This is a genomic window from Priestia sp. BR_2 (assembly GCF_041954005.1).
GTDB lineage: Bacteria > Bacillota > Bacilli > Paenibacillales > Paenibacillaceae > Paenibacillus_AQ > Paenibacillus_AQ lautus_A.
In genome coordinates, this window is the sequence record NZ_JAVFHM010000185.1 from 90,427 (window position 1) to 114,014 (window position 23,588).

The window sequence follows — 23,588 nt, forward strand, 5'->3', positions numbered from 1 at the left end:
GTTTTTTTATGTAGATATGCCAACGGATACCCGCCCTCTCCGGGCAGGGTTATTTTAAGCATCCCAATCATTCCGTGAACATGGTAGACTGAGGATATGAGATTTTAGTGAGGTGACTATGAGATGAAACAATATTTGGAGCTGCTGCAGGATATACTGGATCATGGCGTAGAGAAGGGAGACCGGACGGGTACGGGAACGTTGTCCGTATTCGGAAGACAGCTGCGTTTTGACCTATCCCAAGGGTTTCCGCTAATGACAACCAAGCGGATTCACCTGAAATCGGTCGTACATGAGCTTTTGTGGTTCTTGAGCGGTGAAACGAATATCCGGTACCTAAAAGAGAACGGCGTGCGGATATGGGACGAATGGGCGGATGAAAACGGGGATTTGGGTCCTGTCTACGGCTCGCAGTGGCGGGCATGGGAAACGCCGGATGGACGCCATATCGATCAGATCGCCAATGTCATCGATTCGATTAAGAATAATCCTGATTCCAGACGACATATCGTCAGTGCCTGGAACGTGGCGGAGATTGATAACATGAAGCTGCCGCCGTGCCATTTTGTATTCCAATTCTACGTGGCGGGCGGGAAGCTTTCCTGTATGCTTACCATGCGCTCGGTGGACAGCTTCCTCGGGCTGCCGTTCAACATTGCCAGTTATGCGCTGTTAACCCATATGGTTGCCCAGCAGTGCGACCTGGAGCCGGGTGAATTCATCTGGTCGGGCGGCGATGTCCATATTTATTCCAACCATATGGAGCAGGTGAGAACGCAGCTTGAACGCGAGCCATATGCGCTGCCGAAGCTGGTGATCAAGCGCAAGCCGGACAGCATTTTTGATTATACGTACGAGGATTTTGAATTTGAGGGTTATCAATACCATCCGACCATTAAGGCGACGGTTGCCGTATAAGTTTAAATTGGGTTATGGAGGCTCCATGCGGTGACATCCATAAGATCAATGGAAGGAGAGACGGTGTAATGATATCGATGATATGGGCAATGGGCAAGGATCAGGTGATCGGGCTGAACGGCACGATGCCGTGGCGCTTGCCGCGGGATATGGCCTTCTTCAAGGAGAAAACCCTCCATAAAACGATCCTGATGGGGCGCAAGACTTGGGATTCCTTTGGCGGCAAGCCGCTGCCTCACCGAAAGAACATCGTGCTGACGAGAGATGAGAGCTTTACGTTGACGGAGGATCAGGGCATCGTGATCCATGACATCGAGAACGCGTTACCCTATTCGAAGAATGAGGAACTGATGGTGATTGGCGGATCGCAGATTTATGAATTGATGCTGCCGAAAGCGGATCGTCTGTACTGCACGTTCATTGACGAGAGTTTTGAAGGGGATACGTACTTTCCCGAAGTGAACTGGGAAGAATGGAAGATCGTCGAAGAAGTTCCCGGCATCACGGATGAAAAAAATCCGTATGCCTACCGTTTCGTTACGTTTGAACGGAAATAAACAGCTCGATGGCACGATTCGGAGGGATAGACTTACCGCCTTCCGTCCATGTTGACAATGCTTTCATAGTAGGATAATACAAATGATCATGCATATAGTCCATTTAACAGGCGAAAAGCGAAATGCTACTATATTTCTAATGTTTATGCAAATGGCTGCTTAAATAGCCGCGAGTAGTGGGGATTCATGCTTTGATAAAAATTTTTTTAGCATAAATAGAAAAAATAAATCAGGCTGAAACCTGTTTCTTGGCTCATCTGACGATAGATGTCGGATGATTTATGATATGATAAATTGTACATGGTAATCAGCATGGATAGAACGGATGGGGGTAAAGCAGTATGTCTACACCAACAGGATTTATGGAATATCAGCGCCAGCTTCCGGCAGACCGGAGCCCGGCTGAACGAGTTAAAGACTGGGAAGAGTTTCATAAACATTTAGAAGAAGATGAGCTCCAGACCCAGGGAGCACGCTGCATGGACTGCGGTACGCCATACTGCCATACAGGAATCGATATGGTCGGCGGCACATCGGGCTGCCCGATCCACAACCTGATCCCGGAATGGAACAATCTTGTATATCGGGGCTTGTGGAGAGAAGCTCTGGAGCGTCTCCACAAAACGAACAATTTCCCTGAGTTTACCGGACGCGTATGTCCAGCGCCTTGCGAGGGTTCTTGTACCGTCGGCTTGATCGGGGAGCCGGTTACGATCAAATCCATCGAGCAGGCGATTATCGACAAAGGCTTTGAAGAAGGCTGGGTCGTTCCGGAGCCGCCCGAGAAGCGCACAGGAAGACGCGTAGCCGTTGTCGGTTCCGGTCCGGCAGGACTGGCGGCAGCAGCACAGCTGAACAAAGCGGGCCATTCCGTCACCGTCTACGAGCGTGCGGACCGCATTGGCGGCTTGTTGACCTACGGGATACCGTCCATGAAGCTGGACAAGGGCATCGTGCAGCGCCGTGTCGATCTGCTCGCGGCGGAAGGCGTCGAATTTGTCGTGAACACCGAGATCGGCAAGGATATTCCCGCCAAGCAGCTGATGGAAGACTATGATGCCGTCGTACTCTGCGGCGGTGCAACAAAGCCGCGCGAATTCAACATTGAGGGCAGTGATCTCAAGGGCATCCATTACGCGATGGATTACCTGAACGGAACGATCAAGAGCCTGCTGGATTCCGGTCTTGAAGACGGCAACTATTTGTCGGCAAAAGACAAGGACGTTATCGTCATCGGCGGCGGCGACACAGGCTCCGACTGCGTGGCCACGGCGCTGCGTCACGGCTGCAGCAGCGTTACCCAGTTCGGTACGCATAAACAGGCTCCGCTGCAGCGCGATCCGATTGCGAACCCTTGGCCGCAATTCCCGAACGTGTATACACTGGATTACGCCCACGAGGAAGCCAAAGCGCTGTTTGGCAACGATCCGCGGGAATTCTCCATCATGACCACGAAATTCGTCGGAGATGATGAAGGGAACCTGAAAGAGCTTCATACCGTTCAAATCGAGCGCATTGTAGATGAAACCGGCCGTAAAGTGTATCAGCCGATTCCGGGCACGGAAAAAGCGTTTCCGGCGCAAATGGCGTTCATCGCGATCGGTTTTGACGGACCGGAGCAGACGCTGGTAGAACAGCTTGGACTTGAAACGGACCGTCGTTCCAATGTTAAAGCGCCGTATGGCAAATATACGACGAATGTGGATAAAGTATTTGCAGCCGGCGACATGCGCCGCGGACAAAGCCTTGTCGTGTGGGCGATCAATGAAGGCCGCGAGGTGGCACGCGAGGTAGACAAATATCTGATGGGCGCGACCGTACTGGTTTAATCCTTCTCCTAAATATGCTATCATGAATATAGTAGTTAAAGGGACTTCGCGAGAGCGAAGTCCTTTTTGGAGTTAGCCTCCGCGCCAGGCTGCTCATCGGGGAGGAGAATGTCATTTGAAAACGTTGGTCATTGCCGAAAAGCCGGATATGGGACGGAATATCGCTGCGGTCATCGAGCCGCGGGCCAAGAACAACCGTACATATCTTGAAGGTGAGCAATACATCATAACTTGGGCTATCGGACATCTGGTTGGGCTGGCGGAGCCGGATGCATATGATCCGAAGTACAAACGCTGGAATTTACGGGACCTGCCTATCATTCCGGAGCAATTCAAAATCATCCCGAATCCGAAAACCAAGGATCAGCTGAAGGTCATTGGAGAGGTAGCCAAGCGCTGCAGCCATATCGTGAATGCCTGCGATGCGGGACGAGAAGGACAATATATTTTCGCACTAATCCAACAACAATTAAAACTGAAACAGCCTGTAAAAAGACTATGGATCTCGGATTTAACGCCGGAAAGCATTGGCCGCGGCTTTGCGGAGCTTAAGGACGGCGTTGAATTCGAGAATTTAACGCAAGCTGCGCGCGCGCGCAGCGAAGCCGATTGGTTGATCGGCATGAATGCGTCGCGCGCCTTTACGACCCGCCATCAGACGTTGCTGTCGGTTGGCCGGGTGCAGACGCCGGTGCTGGCACTGATCTATGACCGGCAGAAGGAGATCGAAGCCTTCGAATCGCAAACGTTCTACGACGTGAAAGCTTTGTTCAAGCAGGATCAACTGGAGTATACGGGAACCTGGCAGGGAGAGCGGCTGACCTCGCAGGAGAAAGCAGAGACGATTGCAGCCAAGGTCCATGGAAAGAACGGCACCATCACTAAATATGAAGTGAAGGAAACGAAGGAATACCCGTTCAAATTGTATGATTTGACCCTGCTTCAGCGTGAAGCCAATGCCAAGTACGGTTACTCTGCCAAAAAAACGCTGGATCTTGCGCAAGCGTTATATGAACGCCACAAGGTGATTTCCTATCCGCGTACGAACTCCAACTATGTGAATGAACAGAATATCGAAGGCATGCACAAGGCCCTTCATATGCTCAAATCGACCTCGTATGCATCAATGGCCGCAGGAGCGGATCCGAGCCGGGTGCACGTCAACAACAAAGCGGTATGCAATCCGCAGCGGGTTGAGGATCACCATGCCATTCTGCCGACATTAAAGCGGCCGGGCACGCTCAGCAAGGAAGAGCAGCATATCTACGATCTGGTCATCACCCGGTTTCTGTCGCATTTTTATCCTCCGGCCATGTACAAGCAGCATACGGTGCTCACCGAGGTCGAAGGGGAAACATTCAAGACGGGAATCAAGGAGCTTTTGTCGCTTGGATGGAAGGTGTTGATTGCCCAGGATACGGAGAAGAAGAAATCCAAATCTTCCAAGAAGGGGAAAGAGGACGAGGAAGAGGAGGATCAGGAATGGAACGACCGTTCCTTTGACCTTACGCCCGACAAGCCGGTGCAATGCAAAAAATCCGAAGTGAAGGAAAAGGCTACCCAGCCGCCAAAAAGTTATACGGAAGGCACGCTGCTGAAGGCCATGGAAAGCGCCGGTAAGTCCATTGAGGATGAAGCGCTTCGGGATGCGATGAAGGATAGCGGTCTCGGAACGCCGGCAACCCGGGCAGCCACCATCGAGCGGTTGAAAAAGGTCGGATATATTACGATGCAGGGCAAAAAAATCACCGTAACGCAAAAAGGAAGAACGGCGGTGGAGCTGATCAGGCATGCCGGCGTCGAATTGCTGGCTTCGCCCGAGATGACAGGCCAATGGGAGCGGCGTCTCCACCAGATCTCCAAAGGCGAAGCTTCTGCTGACGTATTCATGCAAAACGTGCAGAAGTTCACCGTTTCGATCATAAACAAGGTATCCTCGCAGCGTCCGGCGCCTTCGTCGCTTTTCGGCGGAGATGAGGACAAGTCCAAAGGAAGAGGGAAGCGAAGCGCGTCTAAAGCGGCCCCAGCCTCGAAAGCGAAGAATGAGCGCACGAGCAAGCCCACTCCGAAATCAGCGCCTGCCGCTTCAAATGAAGCGCCGTCCGTACGATCTCCCTTGGGGCGCTGCCCAAGACCCGGATGTGACGGGCATATTATTGAAGGACGCAAAGGTTACGGCTGCGCCAATTTCAAAACCGGCTGCAGCTATGTCATCTGGAAGGAATTTGCCGGAAAACAAATTTCTCATGCGATGCTGAAATCCTTGCTGCTTCAGGGAAAGACCCAAGTGTTATCCTTTAAGAACGAGGACGGCAGCACGTATAAGGGCAGGCTTGTCCTTGCTGCGGGCGGTAACGGGCAGCTGGCCGTTCAGGCCGTGGACTCCAGTGCGGCCGTAAAATCGTAGGACGTCGAGGGTTACGCCAAAATAACGAGCCGATCCGGGATATTACTCCAGGATCGGCTCGTTGTCCGTTCGATTAAGTTAATGCTCTTCAATGACTTCCGGCACTTCAGTCAACGCCGAAACGGTATAGAGCACATTATGCGGCTCTTGCTTCAGCTCGACCAGATTATACTGCCACTCGCGCTGCTGCTTGATGTAGATGCTGTTAATGCCTGCCGTCAATGCCGGAACGACATCCGTGCGGAGCGAGTTGCCGATCATCCACGTATTCGAGCGGACGAACGACCCCATGCCGAGAATCTCCTCAAGCGCCGTGATGTTTTTATGCTGGCGGATATAAATCCGGTCTTTAAAATAGTCCGCCAGCTTCATCTGTTCGATTTTTCGCTTCTGTATTCTCGTTTCGCCCCCGGTATAGAGGTGAAGGCAGTGGCCATCCTCTCGAAGCTTCTCCAGCGTTTCGACCATGCCGGGGTAGGCTTCAATCTCCTGCTCGTATACGCTGAGCCCCAACTGGTAGAGAAGCTCCTCTTCCTTAGGCGAGGTATCTCTCCCGTGAATTCGGCCGAAAAAATGGTATGTATCGATTAGGGACTGGGGGAAGTTCGCGCTCGCGAATCCCAGCTTGTCGATGCCGGCTACGTCGATTTCCATTTGCTTGGCTCGGATTTCTTGGGTGGTTACTCCATAAGGCTGAAACCATTCGGTCATCCATTCGAAATAATCGCCGAGAATCAGGTCGAAATACTTGTTGCAATGTATTAATGTATCATCCATGTCGAAGATAATATGCTGAGATGTTTTACTCATGGTACGCTCCTTCATACTAGGAAAGTCGAATGTAAGTCTCCAGGAACATTTGCAGCTCGGCTGCACCATCCGGCCGCAGGCTGAATCTTTCGTTATTTTCGGATTTCAGATGGGAGCGCAGCAGGCCCGCCGCCCTCAAGATCATCAGGTGGTGCATCAATTGCTCGTAGGGCTGTCCCAATTCGGACGCCATTTCGGACACGGCCTTCGGCTCATCCGCAATATATCTCAGCAGACGCAGACGTTCCGGATCCGCGAGAGCCTCGGTCATGCGCAGGAGAACGACGGGCGGCTCATCCTCGTCTTCTTCCGGTATATCAATAGGGTACTGCAGCAGGAGTACATTATCATAGAAGCAATAGGTATTGATCGGACGAAAATGCGTACCCGGGAACAAGACGACGTTTTCTTGCGGCACGTTATCCAGAATGACTCCGCTGGAAGCATATTCGATCAGATTTTCGTCGTCCATTTTCGGAAGCAGCATTCGTTTCTCTTCGGCATCTTCCTCCAGAAGATGGTACAGCTCAGGCTCCACTTCGGAAAAGTAGTGCTCATACCAGAGTTTCATCAACGGTGTGTAGTTTTCTCGAATTCTGGACGTTTCATCCCGCGTGAGGGACGGCAAGTGAGGCTGAAGCAGGCCATGAAGCTCTTCCACCGGGGAAGATTCGATCCAGCCCAGAAAATCAGGGATTTCAAGGTGCTCTCCTCGAAGCATGATCAGGGCGTATAAGACATCGTAATCCGCGAGCGGCCATGAGCGGGCTCCACTGAACTGGACACGTACATGCTGCGGCAAACGCTCATCCATCTCCGTTATCAGCTGTTTTCCAATATCCAGGTTATCGGTCCATTTCCTTGTTGCATATATCATGAAGCTGCCCAGCAGCTCATAAACCATGGATACATCGATACTAACTTTATATTTCATGAACGGATACCCTCCCAATTGATGGCATTGTTATTATTATGGCTTGTATCGATTGGGCTTGTCCACTATAATGTTCATTTGGCTGTTTAAATTCATCGTTTTTTCATATTAGAGGAGGACTATATTTCAGTGACAGAAGCTGTTACCCCCCGTCAAGGGAGAACTCATTATTTTATTTTAATTGCCGTCGTGGTTGCGGCTGGTTTAAGCCAGGGACTGCTATTGCCGGTGCTGGCTATTTTTTTGGAACGGATAGGCATCTCATCCTCCATGAACGGATTGAACGCGGCTGCTTTATATGTAGGCTCATTTGCCATGACGCTGGTTGCGGAACGGCTTCTCGGCTGGGTCGGTTTCAAAAAACTGATCGTATCGGGTCTCGTGCTGGTGATGCTGTCGCTGGTCGCTTTCCCGTTGATTCCGAGCGTAGCCGTCTGGTTTGTGCTGCGGGTGCTTGTGGGCATCGGCGATAGCGCGCTGCATTATGCCGCCCAGCTGTGGGTGCTGATGATGTCAACCGTGAAGAACCGGGGGCGGAGCATTTCCTTTTACGGCATGTCCTACGGTCTGGGATTTAGTATAGGGCCGCTCGGCATTCCTCTTCTGAAATACGGCGAAGCGGTACCGTTTCTGATTCTGGCTGTGCTGTTCTTGTTCATTCTGCTGGTCGTTCTGTTCAAACTTCCGAATTTGAAGCCGGAAAAAAGCGAGCAAGGAGAGCAGCAGCCGGCCGGCCGCTATCTCAAGAGCTACCGGCTGGCCTGGTTTGCCTTGATTCCCGCATTTTTATACGGATACATGGAAGCGGGGATTAACAGCAATTTCCCGGTCTATGGGTTAAGAAGCGGGTTCACTTTAGGCGAAATTTCGACATTGCTGCCCTTTGTCGGCATCGGCGGACTCCTGCTGCAGCTTCCCCTCGGCATCTGGAGCGATAAATTCGGACGCAAGCGGGTGCTGACGATCGCGGGGATCGTGGGAGGCTGCAGTTTCCTGCTGATTCCGGTAGCCGGAACGAATTTCTGGGCAACCTTACTATTACTGACGGTGGCCGGCGGCTTGGTCGGTTCTTTCTTCTCCCTCGGTCTGGCTTATGCCGCGGACATCCTTCCCAGGGTGCTGCTGCCGGCGGCCAACGTCGTGGCTTCCTTCCATTTCAATGCCGGGAGTATCGCAGGGCCGAATGCGGGCGGCGCTATCATGGAAACCGGGTGGAACGGGGGAATCTTCGTTTTGCTCGGCGGCTTGTATATTGTGTTTGCGTGCACGGGTTTATGGTTCAAAGGCAACAGCGTTTCATCCGACAAATAGAAACATGCGTTCTCATGGCAATTGCTTTCGCTTTCTTCTAAACTAGAGAGTAGGAATATGCACTTGACGGGAGAGACGATAACATGATTAAAGTGGATCGGCTGAAGAAAACGATGGGTCCTGAACGTACACCGGTGTTAAAGGATATCACATTTCAGATGGAACACGGGGAAATGATCGGTCTGATCGGTGCGAGCGGAAGCGGAAAAAGTTTGCTGATGAGCTGTCTGTCGATGCAGCAAAAATGGGACGGCGGCAAGCTGACGATTGACGGCGAAGATATGATGAATCCCGCCGGAAAACGAAGAATTCGACGGGAATGGGCTTATCTCGAGCAGAATCCTTCCCTAAACGTAAATCGAACGGCGCTTAAGAATGTATTGATCGGGCAATCCAGCCAAACGCCGCTGTGGCGGATGGTTACCGGGATGGTCCGGTCTGATGATTATATGGGAGCCATGGATACGATCGAGCACCTGGGTTTGCTGGACAAGGCAAAACGCAAGGCCGGCGAGCTGAGCGGCGGCGAGAAGCAGCGGATTGCCATTGCCAGGGCGCTCGTTCACGGCGCTAAGGTGATTTTGGCGGACGAGCCTGTCACGGGACTCGATCCGGCCTCTGCCGAGCATGTTTTGAAGACGCTAAAAACCTTGTGCGAGGAAGAGCGTCTGACGGTATTTACCGTCATCCCGCTGGAGCTTGCGGAGAAATACTGCACCCGAATCATGGGGCTGTCGGGCGGCCAGCTGGTAGTGGATGTGACCGGAAGACGTTTAACCCATGGCGAGAAGTCAAGACTGTAATTATCGATCACTTGACGCAAGGCGAAAGCATAGAAATGAGTTGATACTTATTGAAATATAGAGTGATGCAAGCCCTGTTGGCCGGCTTGTTACTATTTATCATAAGCGGCTGTACCTTTATCCAGGATCCGGTGTCTTTAATGAAGCGACCGGATCTGCCGACGGACAAAGCGACGCTGAACGGCGCCATCCAGTCCGCGCTCCAGAAGATCAAACTGGACAACGGCGCTATCATTCGGCCGCGAAGCGACGTCGACAGCAGTTCGATCCGAATTCATGACCTGGACAATGACGGCGTTATGGAAGCCGTCGTTTTCTATCAGACGCCGGATGAAGAGGTGAAAATCCACGGCATGATCATGCAGCAGCAGGGTGATACCTGGGTGAAGAGCCTCGATTTCGACGGAGAAGGGACGGTTTTGGAGTCATTTGATTTCGTTGATTTTACGAACGACGGCAAGGTTGACATCGTAGCCGGTTTCTCCCGCGGAGAAGAGAATCTTCAGAACCTGCTGGCCGTGTATTCATTCTCCGGGGATTCGCTCGAAAAAATCCCGGCTTTGCCGTATACGCACTTCAATATCGGAGACATGAACGGCGACAAGGTCAAGGATATTACGGTGGTATACCTCCAGCAGAAAGAGCTCTCGTATATCAGCACCTATCAATACGACAAATTCGAGGATGCTTTCGTTGAGCTGAACAAACTGGATTTGGGACCAAATATCGAAAGTTATTACAATGTTGTCGCAGGTAAAGTGGCCAAAAACAAAGAAGGTATCATCTTGGATGCTTCGGTCGTGTCCAACTCTTCCTATTCCAAGCTCATTATCATGGAGGACAACAAGTTTATTGACGTGCTCCAGGATGAACTGCTTACTTACAAGGAACTGCCGGTTGAGAGCGAGGACGTGAACGATGACGGTATTTTAGAGTTTGGTGTGCTTACTAGGCCAAGCGGCTGGGAAGATCGGCTGATCCTGGACGAAATCCCGTTCTTCACCACGTACTTCCAGTGGGACGGAGAGGTGCGGGAGAGCAACGAAGTAGAAGGGCTTCAATTCGTGCTCCAAAGATACTACGATATGAATAATCGCTTCTATCTGGATTTTCCGCCGGATATGTACAATAAAATTACCATTACGCCGGAATCCAACAAAAATGCTTATTTGAACTTTGTCATGACCGACACGGGAGAGTCCGTCGCGGAAATCAAGTTTTTCTCCACGGCCCAGTGGGGGAAAGCCGAATCCGATTGGGAGATCTTGGTGAAGGAGAAAAACCGCGTCATCGCTTATCGAAGCCATGGCGATCTGAAATTGAGTAAAAAAGATAAAAAGCCAAGCAGCAACAATGTGGCTCCTATCGAAAGAAAGGGGAACTAGACCTTGAGTAAAGTGCTCATATTAGAAGATGAAGAATCCATTCGCAGTTTTATCGTAATTAATCTGAAACGGAACGGCTTTGAGGTGCTGGAGACCGAGAACGGCAATGAGGCCCTTCGCTTGCTGCAAACGACGCCAGACATCGATATCGCCTTGCTCGACGTCATGGTTCCGGGAATCGACGGCTTTGAAGTATGCCGCAGAATCCGGGAAACGAACGAGCGGATCGGCATTATTTTCCTGACGGCAAAAGTTCAAGAGCAGGACAAAGTGTATGCCCTATCCGTCGGAGCGGATGACCACGTAAGCAAACCGTTCAGCCCGACGGAACTGATCGCCCGGCTGCAATCCCTTCTGCGCAGGGTGAACGTTCAGCGTGCGGGTGCCGCCAAGGTATCCTTCCAATCGGGTCCGTTCACGCTGGATCTGATTTCCAAGCAATTCAAGAAGAACGGGCAGCCGGTGGAGCTGACGCCTACGGAATTCTCGCTGGTCCAGTTCTTCCTGGAAAAAGAAAACACGCCGCTTAGCCGTGATGTGCTGCTTGATCACGTATGGGGCAAAGAATATATGGGCGATCCCAAAATCGTGGACGTGAACATTCGGAGACTTCGCCAAAAAATCGAAGGCAATCCTTCCGAGCCGGAATACCTCCAGACGGTATGGGGACACGGCTATAAATGGAAGGGTCAGGGACAATGATCATCAAAAAAGGCATTCGGCGGCAAATCGTGCTGCACTACTTCCTGGTAGTGTTCATCGCCTTGCTGCTGATTGAGGTTATTTTTCTAATCGCATTACGATCGTATTATTACGATACGGTGTACAACCATATGGTGAACCATATCCGTACCGCCAACGATTTCTATCAGCCCTTTCGACTGACCTCGTCGGACAACGTCAATCAGCTGAGCGAAATGGTTCGCCATTTTGAACTGTATAATACGGAGCTTCAAATTTTGAACCCGGCTGGGCAAGTACTCTCAACTTCGACCGGCTTCGAAATAGAGCAGACCATCAAGACCAGCGATGTCACCCAAGCGCTTGCAGGCAATACGAGCCGTTGGATCGGCAAACAGCAAGGCACGGGCCAGATCGTGATGGCGGTGTCCCAGTCCGTTTCGAACGGTTTTGAAAATACGTATATTCTCCGTTACGTGACTTCGCTGGAATACGTAAACGACAAGCTGATGAAAATGACGCTGTTTGCCGTCAGCATCGGGGCGGCCGTTCTGGCGATCGTGCTTGCTTTCAGCATCGGGCTGGCCAATTCCATCGTAAAGCCGCTCAACAACATTACCACAGTGTCCGCTCAGATGGCCAAAGGCAAGTTCAATGTGCGGATCAAGGGCGACTACAAATACGAGCTTGGCGAGCTTTCGTCGACCTTGAATTACATGGCGCAGGAGATTGTGCGAAGCAATCAGGTGAAGGATGACTTTATCTCCTCGATCTCGCATGAGCTGCGAACGCCGCTCACAAGCATCAAGGGCTGGAGCGAAACGCTTGACTCCGGCGGCTACGATCCGGAAGAAACGAAAATCGGAATGCAGATCATCTCCAAGGAAACCGACCGGTTGATCGGCCTTGTCGAAGAGCTTCTGGATTTCTCCAAGCTCCAGCAGAATGAGATGAAGCTAGTGAAGGGCATCGTGAATTTACGGGAGCTGCTGCAAGAGATCATGCTCAATCTGTGGACGAAAGCCGAGAAGAAGGGCGTTCAGATCAAACTGGAGTCCGACGAGAAGCCGATTATCTATGGGGACGTCAACCGCTTGAAGCAGGTATTCCTGAATATCGTGGACAACGCGGTTAAATTCTCGCATGAGAACGGGGTAATCAACCTGTCCTTCACGATGGAAGAGAAGTTTGTTATCGTTACCGTACAAGATCACGGGATCGGCATCTCGGACGAGCATCTTCGGCGGGTAAAGGATCGGTTCTTCCAGGTGAATCCACTTAACGGGGGAACGGGACTTGGATTAGCGATCACGCAGCAGCTCGTTGAGCTTCACGGGGGCACGATGGAAATGGAAAGCGAGCTCGGGCACGGAACAGCCGTGATCGTCAAGCTGCCGCTGCCTGAGGGGAAAATACCGATGGCCGGCGGGTTGGAGAACGGTGAGGAGGACGCAGCCGGGCCGATGGCCTAAGCTTTGCCGGCAATCCGGCAAAGCTTTTCTCAACTTTACACCCGCAAAGTATTTGGACTAAGGATCGAAGCATAGTCTCCACTTTGTGGGGTATTGTTTTTGGGTCCCCCGCAAAGTAATTGGAATAAAGCTCGAAGCATAGTCTCCACTTTGTGGGGGATTGTTTTGGGGTCCCCGCAAAGTAATTGGAATATGCATCGGAGCACAGGCTCCACTTTGTGGGGTTATGTTATAGAGGAGGGGAGTACAGGAGTGGAATCCGCAGCAATGTTTTCAACGGAGCAGGGGCGGTTTGAACTACGAAGGGCAGAAGCCGTGCACGCAGGAGAGATGCTGGCGCTTCTAACGGAGGCGGCCGAGGTGATGGAGCAGCAAGGGCGCAGGCAGTGGAGTCCCTCGCTTTTTTCCCTGGACCTAATGACACAGTACCTGGAAGAGCGTGAAGTATTCATCCTGTGGCATGAAGATAAGGCGGCCGGCATGTTTACGCTGCAGTACGGGGACCCTGACTACTGGGGAAAGCGGGACGATCCGTCCTACGGTTACTTGCATCGTCTGACCGTACGCTTCGTTTATCGGGGGCTGGGTCTTGGGAACAAAATGATTTCCTTTGCGGAATCGTATTTGGTTTCCAAAGGGAAACGGGGCTTTCGATTGGATTGCGTATCCCATTTGCCAACGCTGAATCGATTTTACCAGCGTCAGGGATTTCAATTCGTGGCCGAGCAGGATATGGGCGGTCGCATCGTGAATTTATATGAAAAGAATTTTGTTTCTTGATCTTAAAGTTTCGAACCTCCGTCGCATGCGCTTAGACAAAGTCAGCAGGGCACGATACATGAGAAAAAGCGATCCGCTACGGATCGCTTTTTTGTGTTAATGGCCTGAAAGAAATTCTCAGGGCTCTATTCTGTTCATGACATTCGTTCAGGATGAAGAGACATTTGCACGCAAGCGTCCTTTTTCGTATACATCCTGAAGGAGCCGGGCCGGCTGGGTACGAACCGTTGGTTTCGGAAGCACCGTCTCGTATGGTCCTACGACCACGACATTGCCGGGAGCCCCTTTCACAACGGCTCCGTCCTTGATCACTGCACCTTCCCCGATGATGGCGTGCTCGATATGGACGCCTTTGCCGATTTTGGCATTCGGCATGACCACGCTATCCTTCACGATGGAGTATTTGCCGATTTCTGATCCGCAGAAGATGACGGAGCTTTTGGCTTTTCCTTCGAAGGTGCATTGGTCATGAATCAGGCAGTCCGTATGCTCCACATTTCGGGTCCGTGCTGCCGACAGCTTGGTTTTCCAAGCGCGCGTATACATAGGCCAATCGGCTCTCTCAAGGACGAGCTCATTTTGGCTAAGCACATCCATATGGGCTTCCCAGAGGCTTTCTACGGTGCCGACATCGCGCCAGTAGCCCTGGAAGCGGAATGCTAGCAGCGACTCTTCTCCGGACAGCATCTTAGGGATGACATCCTTTCCGAAATCATGGCTGGAGTTCGGGTCAGACGCATCTTCGATCAGGTGCTGCTTCAGATAGTCCCAACGGAACAAATAAATGCCCATGGAGGCAAGATTGCTTTGCGGTTCTGCCGGTTTTTCGGCAAATTCAATGATATTGAGATTATCGTCAACGCTCATGACGCCAAATCGGCTGGCGTCTTCCCATGGTACTTCCATCACGGAGATCGTGGCAGGAGCCCCTTGCTTCATATGGGCTTCAAGCATTTCCCGGTAATCCATCTGGTAAATATGGTCCCCGGACAAGATGAGCACATGCTCTGGATTTTGATCATCGATGTATTGAATGTTTTTATAAATGGCATCTGCCGTTCCCAAGTACCCGTCTTGGTGTGTGCTGTTGGATGGAAGAAGGGCAATGCCTTCACGTCCTGTATGTGTTAATCCCCAGGGTTCGCCTTCGCCGATATGTTCGTGTAATGATTCTGCCTCATATTGCGTAAGCACTCCAACCGTATCGATTCCGGAGTTTACACAATTGCTGAGAGGAAAATCGATTATACGATAATGTCCGCCAAACGGAACGGCGGGTTTTGCCAGCCTGGACGTAAGGGGAGCCAATCGTTTACCTTCTCCACCCGCCAGAAGCATAGCAATACAGTCTTTTTTCTTCATCACGTTTCCCTCCCAATGTATTTTCACGTTGTTCATTACATAAACGACATTCCCGGGGTTTGAAACGATTATATTGAAAAAGTAATTTGAAAATTACAAAATTATTTTTCAGGGACATTTTTTATTTTCAACCTGGTTAGAATGGGGTAATAGCATTAATAATATTGCATTTTTAAGAAAAAGCAGGTGACGACGATTGAACCAAGCAGTTAGGGAAGGAAACATGACTCCGGAACAAGTGTATTTATTTCATGAGGGTACCTGGTTTCACAGTTACCAATGTATGGGTGCACACCTTGCCACAGAAGAAGGAGAAAGAGGCGTGCGTTTTACGGTGTGGGCTCCGAATGCCAGGCAGGTAGGACTTGCCGGAGACTGGAACGGCTGGGATGGTTCCCAAGACCCGTTATATAGGATGCCCGATTCGGGAATTTGGAGTCGGTTTTTCCCTGGGATGGAGACTGGAACTTTTTACAAATATCAGATCACGGGGCCCTTCGGAGAAACGTTCCTAAAGGCCGATCCTTATGCATTTCATGCCGAAGTACGACCTGCGACGGCATCGGTGGTGACCGACCTCTCAGGATATCGCTGGAATGATGCCGCATGGAGAAGGAAGAACAAATCCCCATATGCCAAGCCGGTAAACATTTATGAAATGCACTTCGGGACCTGGCGGCAAAAAGAGGACGGTTCGTTCTTTACATATCGGGAATTGGCCGATCAGCTGATTCCTTATTTGCAGGAAATGAGTTATACCCACGTAGAATTTATGCCCTTGGCGGAGCATCCCTACGATCTTTCGTGGGGCTATCAGGGCACAGGATTTTATGCGCTGACGAGCAGATACGGAACTCCCCATGATTTCATGTTTCTCGTCGACCAGCTGCACCAAGCCGGCATCGGCGTGCTGCTCGACTGGGTGCCCGCACATTTTGCCAAGGATGCCCACGGGCTTCGGCAGTTTGACGGGGCGTCTCTTTATGAGTACGCAGACCCCCAAAAAGCCGAGAAACCGGGCTGGGGAACATTGTCTTTCGATTATGCCAAGCCGGAGGTAATTTCATTCCTCATCTCCAATGCCTTATTTTGGATGGATATGTATCATATTGATGGTCTTCGCGTTGATGCCGTGACCAGCATGATCCGTCTTGATTTTGAGAAGCGTGAGGGTCAGTACAGCCTTAACGAGCACGGAGGCTTGGAAAACCTTGAGGCGATATCCTTTCTGCAAGAATTGAATAAAGCCGTGTTTCGATATTACCCGAATGCCTTGATGATGGCCGAGGAGTCGAGCGCATGGGCGGGAGTTACGGCACCTGTGCATGAAGGGGGTCTTGGCTTCAATTACAAATGGAATATGGGCTGGATGAACGACACGCTGTCTTATATTGAACAAGAGTTCGATCAGCGGCCTACCCATCATAATTTACTGACATTTCCCATTTGTTATGCCTATTCGGAGAATTTTACATTGCCGCTTTCACACGATGAAGTCGTCCATGGAAAGAAATCGCTGCTTAATAAAATGCCGGGAAGCTATGAACAAAAGTTTGCGGGACTGCGGATTTTGCTTGGATACCAGATCACCCAGCCCGGGAAGAATCTGCTGTTCATGGGGGGAGAGTTCGGCCAGTTTATCGAATGGAAGGATCAGGAGCAGCTCGACTGGCTGCTGCTGGACTATGAAAGCCACCGCAAGCAGTTGGCATATACGGCAGCTCTAAACCGCATGTACGTGGATGAAAAGGCGCTATGGGAGCAGGATCACCGATGGGAAGGCTTCGAATGGCTCAGCGCCGATGATCATGAGCAGAGTGTCGTATCGTATATGAGAATGGGCACCAAGCCAGGCGATACGCTGATCATCGTCATTAATTTTCAGCCAAAGGCATATGACCAATATCGGGTCGGTTTGCCGAGACCGGGGCAATATGTGGAAATTCTGAATTCCGATCATGCCGATTACGGCGGCTCCGGACTGCTGAACGACGGTGAGATGAAAGCGGAGAAGAAGACCTGGCATGGCCAAACCCACAGCCTGGAGATCAAGCTGCCTCCATTAGGCATGGTTGTTTTAAAGAAAAAGCCGCCTCGATCGAGGAAATCGCAAGATCGATCGGACGCGTCGCTGAAGGCGGCAGCGGCAAGAGAGAAAACAGAACAAAAAACGAAACGGAGCAAAAGGGGGAAGCAGGATTGAAATTGTTATTTGCAGCTTCGGAATGCGGACCATACATCAAGACAGGCGGACTGGCGGATGTGAGCGCTGCTTTGCCTAAATCCCTTCGCGGCATGGGCGAGGATATTCGAGTCGTGCTGCCGAAATATCGCGGCATTCCGGAAGAATACAGAGAGCGAATGGAGCATGTGGGAGAAACCCGGGTGCGGGTAGGCTGGCGCGAGCAATATTGCGGCATCGAGTCCCTGGTGGAAGACGGCGTAACGATCTATTTCGTGGATAACGAGTACTATTTTGGCCGAGACGGCATTTATGGTTACATGGACGATGGCGAACGCTTCTCTTTCTTCAACCGTGCCGTGCTTGAGGTGCTGCCGGTTATCGGATTCCAGCCGGATGTGCTTCACTGTCACGACTGGCATACCGCCATGATCCCGCTGCTTCTTGAAGACGTCTATCGTCATGATCCCTTCTATGCGGGGATTCGAACCGTGTTCACGATCCATAATCTGCTGTATCAGGGCGTATACCCGTACGAGGTGCTGGTTGATCTGCTCGGCATTCACAGCCGGCATTTCACGGCCGAAGGCGTGGAGTATTACGGAAACGTGAATTTCATGAAAGCGGGCATCGTATACGCAGATCACGTAACGACGGTCAGCCCAACCTATGCCACGGAAATCCAGACAGGTTATTACGGATACGGACTTGACGGACTTCTGTCGGCCCAGGGCTCGAGATTGAGCGGGATTGTGAACGGCATTGATACCAAAAGCTACAATCCGGCGACAGATCCGCATCTCGCCATGAAGTTCCGGAGCGGACTGAACAAAAAAACGCAGAACAAAATCGCCTTACAGGAAGAGCTGAATCTTCCCGTGGCGCCGCATATTCCGTTGATGTCGATGGTAACGCGATTGGTCGATTCGAAAGGACTCGATTTGGTTATCCGCATTCTGGATGAGCTGCTCTACTATGACGAGATTCAGTTCGTTGTCCTGGGAACGGGAGATCCTTCCTATGAGCATTGGTTCAGGGAAGCGGCAAATCGCTATCCCACCAAAATGTCGGCCCAGATCCGGTTCAATGAGCCGTTATCGCGGCGTTTTTATGCCGGCAGCGACCTGTTCCTGATGCCTTCCAAATTCGAACCGTGCGGCATCAGCCAGCTGATCGCCATGCGGTACGGCAGCGTACCCATTGTCCGAGAAACGGGCGGACTGAACGATACGGTTCAGGCATACAACGAGTATACGGGCGAAGGGAACGGCTTCTCCTTCAAGGATTACAATGCGCATGACATGATGAACACCATCCGCCGCGCGACCTCCATGTATCGCATGCCCGAGCACTGGCGTAAAGTGAGCAAGAACGCACTGGGCGGGGATTACAGCTGGAACGTTTCGGCGAAGGAATATCAGGAAATCTATCAACAGATCACCAGCCGATAATAACCATGGCTTTCATGACGCAGGGGTGCCCGGATAGCGAAGGAATAACAAGCTATCCGGGCACCCCTGTGCTGTCTGAATATGATCGAAGCTAATGTGTCAATTCCCGGCATAAAATGCGATACGCGTACGGTTCCAAATCGATATGCATCGTACCGTTTACCGGTTTTACAGGCTCTTGGGTTTCGGCATCGATCCAATCGGTCGTGACGATGGGATGCGATAGGGTACGCTTCGAGTCACTGTTGTTGATCCAGACGATAAAATGCATGGTTTCGTCGGCACGTTCGTACACGATGCAAGGGTCATGAAGATTCGCCTGCAGGAAGCGGAAGCGACCTTGCCTAAGGGCTTTATGCTCTTTCCGCAGCGCGATCATGCCTTGATAAAATGCATACAGCTCCTGGTTTCGCTTCTTGGGATCCCATTCCATGCATTTGCGGCAATCCGGGTCTCCATCCCCGGTCAAGCCGATTTCATCCCCGTAGAAGATGCACGGCGTGCCCATGAAGGTGAACAGGAATACGACGGTGAGTTTCATGCGCCGGATATCTTCTCCCACGCGGGTAAGCAGCCTGGGCGTATCGTGGCTGCAAAGCAGGTTGAAGACCACTTCGTTCGTCTGCTGCGGATAACGCATCAGGATCGAGCCGATGCGGTTGGCGAAGGTGAGTCCGTCCATGTTGCCGTTGAAAAACTCCAGCACCTTATCGGCAAAAGGGTAATTCATCACGGAATCGAACTGGTCGCCTTGCAGCCAGATCAACGAGTCGGACCAAACCTCGCCTACGATGTATGCCTCGGGGTTGGCCTTCTTGACAACCTGCCTGAAATCCCGCCAGAAATGATGGTCGATTTCATTCGCGACATCCAGACGCCAGCCGTCAAGCTTGATCTCCTTAATCCAATACTCGGCGACGCCCAGCAAGTACGCCTTGACTTCGGGATTGGCAGTATTGAATTTCGGCATGTTTCCGAAGAAGCCGAAGGTGTCGTATGTCGGTATGCCGTCCTTGATCTCGCAAGGAAACCGGTTCACATGAAACCACCCGGCATATTTGGACTTCTCGCCATGCTTCAAGACGTCCTGAAAGGGCGGGAACTCCTCGCTGCAGTGATTGAATACCGCATCCAAAATCACACGAATGCCTTTTGCGTGGCAAGTATCCACTACCTTTTTCAACAGTTCGTTATCGCCAAAGTGCGGATCCACCTGCTTATAATCTACCGTGTCGTATTTATGATTGGAGGGGGAGAGGAAGAGGGGGGTAAAATATATGGCGTTAATGCCCAGGTCAACCAGATCATCCAGATGATCCAGCACGCCCTGCAGGTCACCGCCGAAGAAATTGTCCACCTCCGGCTTGCCGCCCCAGGCTTCGGTTCCGTCAGGACTGATGGCCGGGTTCCCGTTGGCAAAGCGTTCCGTCATGATTTGGTAGAATACGGCTTCTTTGGCCCATTCCGGTACTTTGAATACATCGACTTCATGTATGTACGGAAATTCAAAGTAGCCTGCCGGCGGATAGGGGTAATCCCATCCGATTCCGCTGTCGACCATATACACCGTTTCATCTCCCGCATGAATCCGGAATCCGTATGACAACCTTTTGTATTTGGGCCTGACTCCGCATTCCCAGTAATCAAACATGTCGTCAGAGGCGGCCTTTTCCATGGTGATCTCGAAGTACGTACGGTCCCAATCATATTTGTCGCCCGTCATGGCAACAACTGAATCAATGTCGTTCTTCTTGGTTCGAATCCGAAGATGGATGGTATGTGTATCGTAAGCATAAGCCCATTTATCTCTTGGAACATGATACAGCGCTTCTAACAGCATGGTTACACCTCCTATATGAGTAAAGCTATAGCTAATTAATAACCAGCTGCTGGCTTGCCTGAATCATGCGTGAATGAGACAGGCGGCTTGCAATGTAGATGGACCGAAATCATGCGCTTCTATAAGATGGGAAGGCAGCCGATAGATTATGCATCCGTCCGTAAAGTGTTCCCTTCCTATATTCCATATCTTTAATTCCTATTTTGGATAATTCTAAAGTCCTGTGTTTACATTTTAATGTAGGGAGAGGAGAAGCTTGCGGATAGGATGAAATATAAACATTAAATTCCATTTATTTTAGGGGTAGATTGGATTCAAACCCGCTTGATTATTTTAATAATTAGTTATATTCCACAAACTGAATCATGTGTGACATGATCACTTTAAGGGTATGATGATTTGACCGTTGTATTAAAATAGTGGAATGACATACTACAAGCTGATTTTGCCTGTAAGTTACAAATTGAAAACCCATCAATTTTCATTGCATATTCATGCATCCTGTTTTATAATGACTCAGTTGCTTTTTTTCTAAAGGTTTAATCTATTTGTAACAGTTAGGGGAGAAATGAGACATATGAAACGTAAATTTACAGCGTGGATGACCCTGTTCATGGTGGTCGTGCTGTCTTTCGGCAGCCTCGTCCATGCGGAAGGCGAGAAGAAAACGGTAATTCTCGGAACCAGTGCCGACTATGCGCCATATGAGTTCCATAAAACGATAGATGGCGTGGATACCATCGTCGGATTTGATATCGATATCGCGAAGGAAATCGCCAAGGATCTTGGCGCAGAGCTCGTCATCAAGGATACGTCCTTTGATGCGCTCTTGCCAGAGCTGACGAGCGGCCGCGTGGATTTCGTCATATCGGGCATGAATCCGACGGAAGACCGCCGAAAAAGCATTGATTTCTCGGAGCCTTATTACGCTGCGGAACAATCGGTCGTAGTCCGCAAGGAAGACGCTTTGAAATTCAACACGCTTGAAAGCTTGGAAGGAGCCCGGATCGGGGTTCAGAAAAGCTCCATTCAGGAATCCATCGCAAAAACGATACCGAATGCCAATGTAGTATCGCTCGATAAAATCCCGGATTTGCTGCTGCAGCTGGAATCCGAGCGCGTGGACGTCGTCCTTGCGGAGTATCCGATCGCAAAGACCAACATGAATGAAGCGACCATGGCCATCACGGATGCCAAGCCGACGGCGGAGAACGACGCATATGCCATCGGGGTCCGCAAAGGAAACGAGGAGCTGCTTGGCAGCATTAATGCTACGCTCGAGCGCTTAAAAGAAAATAACCAGATCCAGAAATTTGTCGACGATGCCAGCGATCTGGCTGCAGGACGAACAGCAGAGAATTTGAATACCTTTGAATTTTTCTGGAAATATCGCGACTATTATGCCAAAGGCATTCAATTTACGCTGCTTATTTCGGCCCTCGGCGTATTTTTCGGATTCATTCTCGGATTGCTTATCGCGTTAATGCGGATGTCCGGCGTAAAAATCCTTAAGTTCTTGGCTACCGCATATATTGAAATCATCCGCGGCACGCCGATGCTGGTCCAGCTGTTCATTATCCATTACAGCTTGGCGGCGTTTGATATTAAATTCTCACCGATCCAGTCGGGTATTTTGACGCTCTCCATCAACAGCGCTGCCTATTTGGCCGAAATATTCCGCGCAGGCATTCAGGGCGTGGACCGGGGACAACTGGAGGCCGCACGCTCGCTCGGGATGACCAAGGGCAAAGCCATGCGTCATATCATTTTGCCGCAGGCGCTGAAAGGGGTACTCCCTGCGATCGGTAACGAATTCGTTGTCATTATCAAGGAATCGTCCATCGTATCGTTCATCGGGGTATTCGATATTATGTACCAAGCCCAGATTTTGCGCGGTTCAACCTTTGCCCCGCTGAATCCGCTGCTTGTGGCGGCCATGATCTACTTTATACTGACATTCGTTCTTTCGAAGCTTCTGGGTGTCTGGGAAAGGAAGTTGAGTGCAAGTGATAACCGTTAAGGATCTTCATAAATCGTTTGGCAAGCTGGAAATACTGAAGGGCATCAATATCGAGATTGCAAAAGGAGAAGTGGTGGTTGTCATCGGACCGAGCGGCTCCGGTAAAAGCACCTTCTTGCGCTGTCTCAATCTGCTGGAAGTGCCGACCAGCGGCGAAATTTCATTCGAGGGTGAGCTGATCACCGCCAAGAACCACAATATCAATGCCACCCGCGAGAAAATGGGCATGGTGTTTCAGCAGTTTAACCTGTTTCCGCACAAAAAGGTCATCGATAACATTACGCTCGCCCCTATCCAAGTTAAAGGGGTCTCGGCGAAGGAAGCCGAGGCTACAGCAGACGAGCTGCTGAAATCGGTTGGACTGCAGGACAAAAAGGAGTCTTATCCTTCCCAGCTGTCCGGCGGACAGAAGCAGAGAATTGCCATTGCGCGAGCACTCGCGATGCAGCCCCATGTCATGCTGTTTGACGAGCCGACCTCCGCACTCGATCCCGAGATGGTGGGCGAGGTTCTGGAAGTGATGAAGAAGCTTGCCGAAGGCGGAATGACGATGGTCATCGTGACCCATGAGATGGGCTTCGCCCGCGAAGTGGGAGATCGGATCCTGTTCATGGACGGCGGCAAAATCGTGGAGGAAGGCACGCCGGACCAACTGTTCGGCAATCCGACCCATCCCCGTACGCAAGAGTTTTTAAGCAAGGTATTGTAACTTTTTCATCCGGAATGTAACAAATTAAAAACAGCGCCTAGCCTGGTGTTTCAGGCATCGGCGCTGTTTTTCTTTGTGTGTTGGTAACAATTGCTTGCGGTATAGGTTACAAAATTGTGATATATTCATGTTCGTTG

General features: G+C 50.9%; 18 protein-coding genes. 14 read left to right on the top strand and 4 right to left on the bottom strand.

Features of this window, described 5'->3' with window-relative positions; translation table 11 throughout:
* Positions 1-123: 123 nt before the first annotated feature.
* The 4 genes from thyA to RB298_RS09810 all read left to right on the top strand — a co-directional run bounded on the left by thyA (position 124) and on the right by RB298_RS09810 (position 5,711).
* Positions 124-918 carry a thymidylate synthase gene (gene thyA / locus RB298_RS09795; protein ID WP_096773398.1) on the top strand — a complete coding sequence of 265 codons (795 nt, stop codon included), beginning with the start codon at positions 124-126 and terminating at the stop codon, positions 916-918.
* 68 nt (positions 919-986) lie between these two features.
* The gene (locus tag RB298_RS09800; RefSeq protein ID WP_036665368.1) at positions 987-1,475 is read left to right on the top strand and encodes a dihydrofolate reductase; all 489 of its coding nucleotides are present in this window, start codon (positions 987-989) and stop codon (positions 1,473-1,475) included.
* A gap of 341 nt (positions 1,476-1,816) precedes the next feature.
* Entirely contained in the window at positions 1,817-3,304 is a 1,488-nt protein-coding gene (locus tag RB298_RS09805) for a glutamate synthase subunit beta (protein WP_015734702.1), read from the top strand.
* Between the two features lie 115 nt (positions 3,305-3,419).
* Positions 3,420-5,711, top strand: coding sequence for a type IA DNA topoisomerase (locus RB298_RS09810; RefSeq protein ID WP_486046969.1), 2,292 nt, complete (start codon positions 3,420-3,422; stop codon positions 5,709-5,711).
* Between the two features lie 78 nt (positions 5,712-5,789).
* Here RB298_RS09810 and RB298_RS09815 read toward each other — a convergent pair whose 3' ends face one another.
* Both RB298_RS09815 and RB298_RS09820 read right to left on the bottom strand, forming a co-directional pair.
* A complete protein-coding gene (locus RB298_RS09815; RefSeq protein WP_486046970.1) occupies positions 5,790-6,521 on the bottom strand; it encodes an HAD family hydrolase in 732 nt (243 codons plus the stop codon).
* Positions 6,522-6,537: 16 nt separating this feature from the next.
* Entirely contained in the window at positions 6,538-7,455 is a 918-nt protein-coding gene (locus RB298_RS09820; protein WP_015734705.1) for an ArsR/SmtB family transcription factor, read from the bottom strand.
* A 129-nt stretch (positions 7,456-7,584) separates the two neighbouring features.
* Here RB298_RS09820 and RB298_RS09825 point away from each other — a divergent pair, with 129 nt between their 5' ends.
* The 6 genes from RB298_RS09825 (at position 7,585) to RB298_RS09850 (ending at position 13,887) form a co-directional block, all read left to right on the top strand.
* Complete coding sequence (locus RB298_RS09825; RefSeq protein ID WP_486046971.1) at positions 7,585-8,766, top strand: MFS transporter; 1,182 nt, start codon at positions 7,585-7,587, stop codon at positions 8,764-8,766.
* 83 nt (positions 8,767-8,849) lie between these two features.
* On the top strand, positions 8,850-9,569 hold the full coding sequence (locus RB298_RS09830) for a phosphonate ABC transporter ATP-binding protein (RefSeq protein WP_009589188.1): 720 nt from the start codon (positions 8,850-8,852) through the stop codon (positions 9,567-9,569).
* Positions 9,570-9,619: 50 nt separating this feature from the next.
* Positions 9,620-10,954, top strand: coding sequence for a VCBS repeat-containing protein (locus RB298_RS09835; protein WP_015734707.1), 1,335 nt, complete (start codon positions 9,620-9,622; stop codon positions 10,952-10,954).
* Positions 10,955-10,957: 3 nt separating this feature from the next.
* A complete protein-coding gene (locus RB298_RS09840; RefSeq protein WP_009589197.1) occupies positions 10,958-11,656 on the top strand; it encodes a response regulator transcription factor in 699 nt (232 codons plus the stop codon).
* Complete coding sequence (locus RB298_RS09845) at positions 11,653-13,107, top strand: sensor histidine kinase (protein ID WP_096773403.1); 1,455 nt, start codon at positions 11,653-11,655, stop codon at positions 13,105-13,107. The genes RB298_RS09840 and RB298_RS09845 overlap by 4 nt, the downstream gene beginning before the upstream one ends.
* 252 nt (positions 13,108-13,359) lie before the next feature.
* Positions 13,360-13,887 (top strand): GNAT family N-acetyltransferase, encoded by a 528-nt coding sequence (locus tag RB298_RS09850; protein ID WP_486046972.1) that lies wholly within the window; start codon positions 13,360-13,362, stop codon positions 13,885-13,887.
* 147 nt (positions 13,888-14,034) lie between these two features.
* Here RB298_RS09850 and RB298_RS09855 read toward each other — a convergent pair whose 3' ends face one another.
* A complete protein-coding gene (locus RB298_RS09855) occupies positions 14,035-15,249 on the bottom strand; it encodes a glucose-1-phosphate adenylyltransferase (RefSeq protein WP_096773405.1) in 1,215 nt (404 codons plus the stop codon).
* A 223-nt stretch (positions 15,250-15,472) separates the two neighbouring features.
* Here RB298_RS09855 and glgB point away from each other — a divergent pair, with 223 nt between their 5' ends.
* Both glgB and glgA read left to right on the top strand, forming a co-directional pair.
* Positions 15,473-17,452, top strand: a complete 1,980-nt coding sequence (glgB, locus tag RB298_RS09860) for a 1,4-alpha-glucan branching protein GlgB (RefSeq protein ID WP_486046973.1) — start codon at positions 15,473-15,475, stop codon at positions 17,450-17,452.
* Positions 17,449-18,882 carry a glycogen synthase GlgA gene (gene glgA, locus RB298_RS09865; protein WP_486046974.1) on the top strand — a complete coding sequence of 478 codons (1,434 nt, stop codon included), beginning with the start codon at positions 17,449-17,451 and terminating at the stop codon, positions 18,880-18,882. The genes glgB and glgA overlap by 4 nt, the downstream gene beginning before the upstream one ends.
* A gap of 91 nt (positions 18,883-18,973) precedes the next feature.
* Here glgA and RB298_RS09870 read toward each other — a convergent pair whose 3' ends face one another.
* Positions 18,974-20,722 carry an alpha-glycosidase gene (locus RB298_RS09870; RefSeq protein WP_486046975.1) on the bottom strand — a complete coding sequence of 583 codons (1,749 nt, stop codon included), beginning with the start codon at positions 20,720-20,722 and terminating at the stop codon, positions 18,974-18,976.
* Between the two features lie 577 nt (positions 20,723-21,299).
* On the opposite strand from RB298_RS09870, the gene RB298_RS09875 reads away from it, so the two are divergent.
* Positions 21,300-22,742 (top strand): ABC transporter substrate-binding protein/permease, encoded by a 1,443-nt coding sequence (locus tag RB298_RS09875; protein WP_486046976.1) that lies wholly within the window; start codon positions 21,300-21,302, stop codon positions 22,740-22,742.
* Complete coding sequence (locus RB298_RS09880) at positions 22,729-23,451, top strand: amino acid ABC transporter ATP-binding protein (RefSeq protein ID WP_192572328.1); 723 nt, start codon at positions 22,729-22,731, stop codon at positions 23,449-23,451. The genes RB298_RS09875 and RB298_RS09880 overlap by 14 nt, the downstream gene beginning before the upstream one ends.
* Positions 23,452-23,588 lie beyond the last annotated feature (137 nt).

Bases quoted from the DNA above. Each gene is read 5' to 3' on its own strand.
- thyA (WP_096773398.1), top strand. From the start codon at position 124: ATGAAACAATATTTGGAGCTGCTGCAGGATATACTGGATCATGGCGTA.
- RB298_RS09800 (WP_036665368.1), top strand. From the start codon at position 987: ATGATATCGATGATATGGGCAATGGGCAAGGATCAGGTGATCGGGCTG.
- RB298_RS09805 (WP_015734702.1), top strand. From the start codon at position 1,817: ATGTCTACACCAACAGGATTTATGGAATATCAGCGCCAGCTTCCGGCA.
- RB298_RS09815 (WP_486046970.1), bottom strand. From the start codon at position 6,521: ATGAGTAAAACATCTCAGCATATTATCTTCGACATGGATGATACATTA.
- RB298_RS09820 (WP_015734705.1), bottom strand. From the start codon at position 7,455: ATGAAATATAAAGTTAGTATCGATGTATCCATGGTTTATGAGCTGCTG.
- RB298_RS09830 (WP_009589188.1), top strand. From the start codon at position 8,850: ATGATTAAAGTGGATCGGCTGAAGAAAACGATGGGTCCTGAACGTACA.
- RB298_RS09845 (WP_096773403.1), top strand. From the start codon at position 11,653: ATGATCATCAAAAAAGGCATTCGGCGGCAAATCGTGCTGCACTACTTC.
- RB298_RS09855 (WP_096773405.1), bottom strand. From the start codon at position 15,249: ATGAAGAAAAAAGACTGTATTGCTATGCTTCTGGCGGGTGGAGAAGGT.
- glgB (WP_486046973.1), top strand. From the start codon at position 15,473: ATGACTCCGGAACAAGTGTATTTATTTCATGAGGGTACCTGGTTTCAC.
- RB298_RS09870 (WP_486046975.1), bottom strand. From the start codon at position 20,722: ATGCTGTTAGAAGCGCTGTATCATGTTCCAAGAGATAAATGGGCTTAT.
- RB298_RS09875 (WP_486046976.1), top strand. From the start codon at position 21,300: ATGAAACGTAAATTTACAGCGTGGATGACCCTGTTCATGGTGGTCGTG.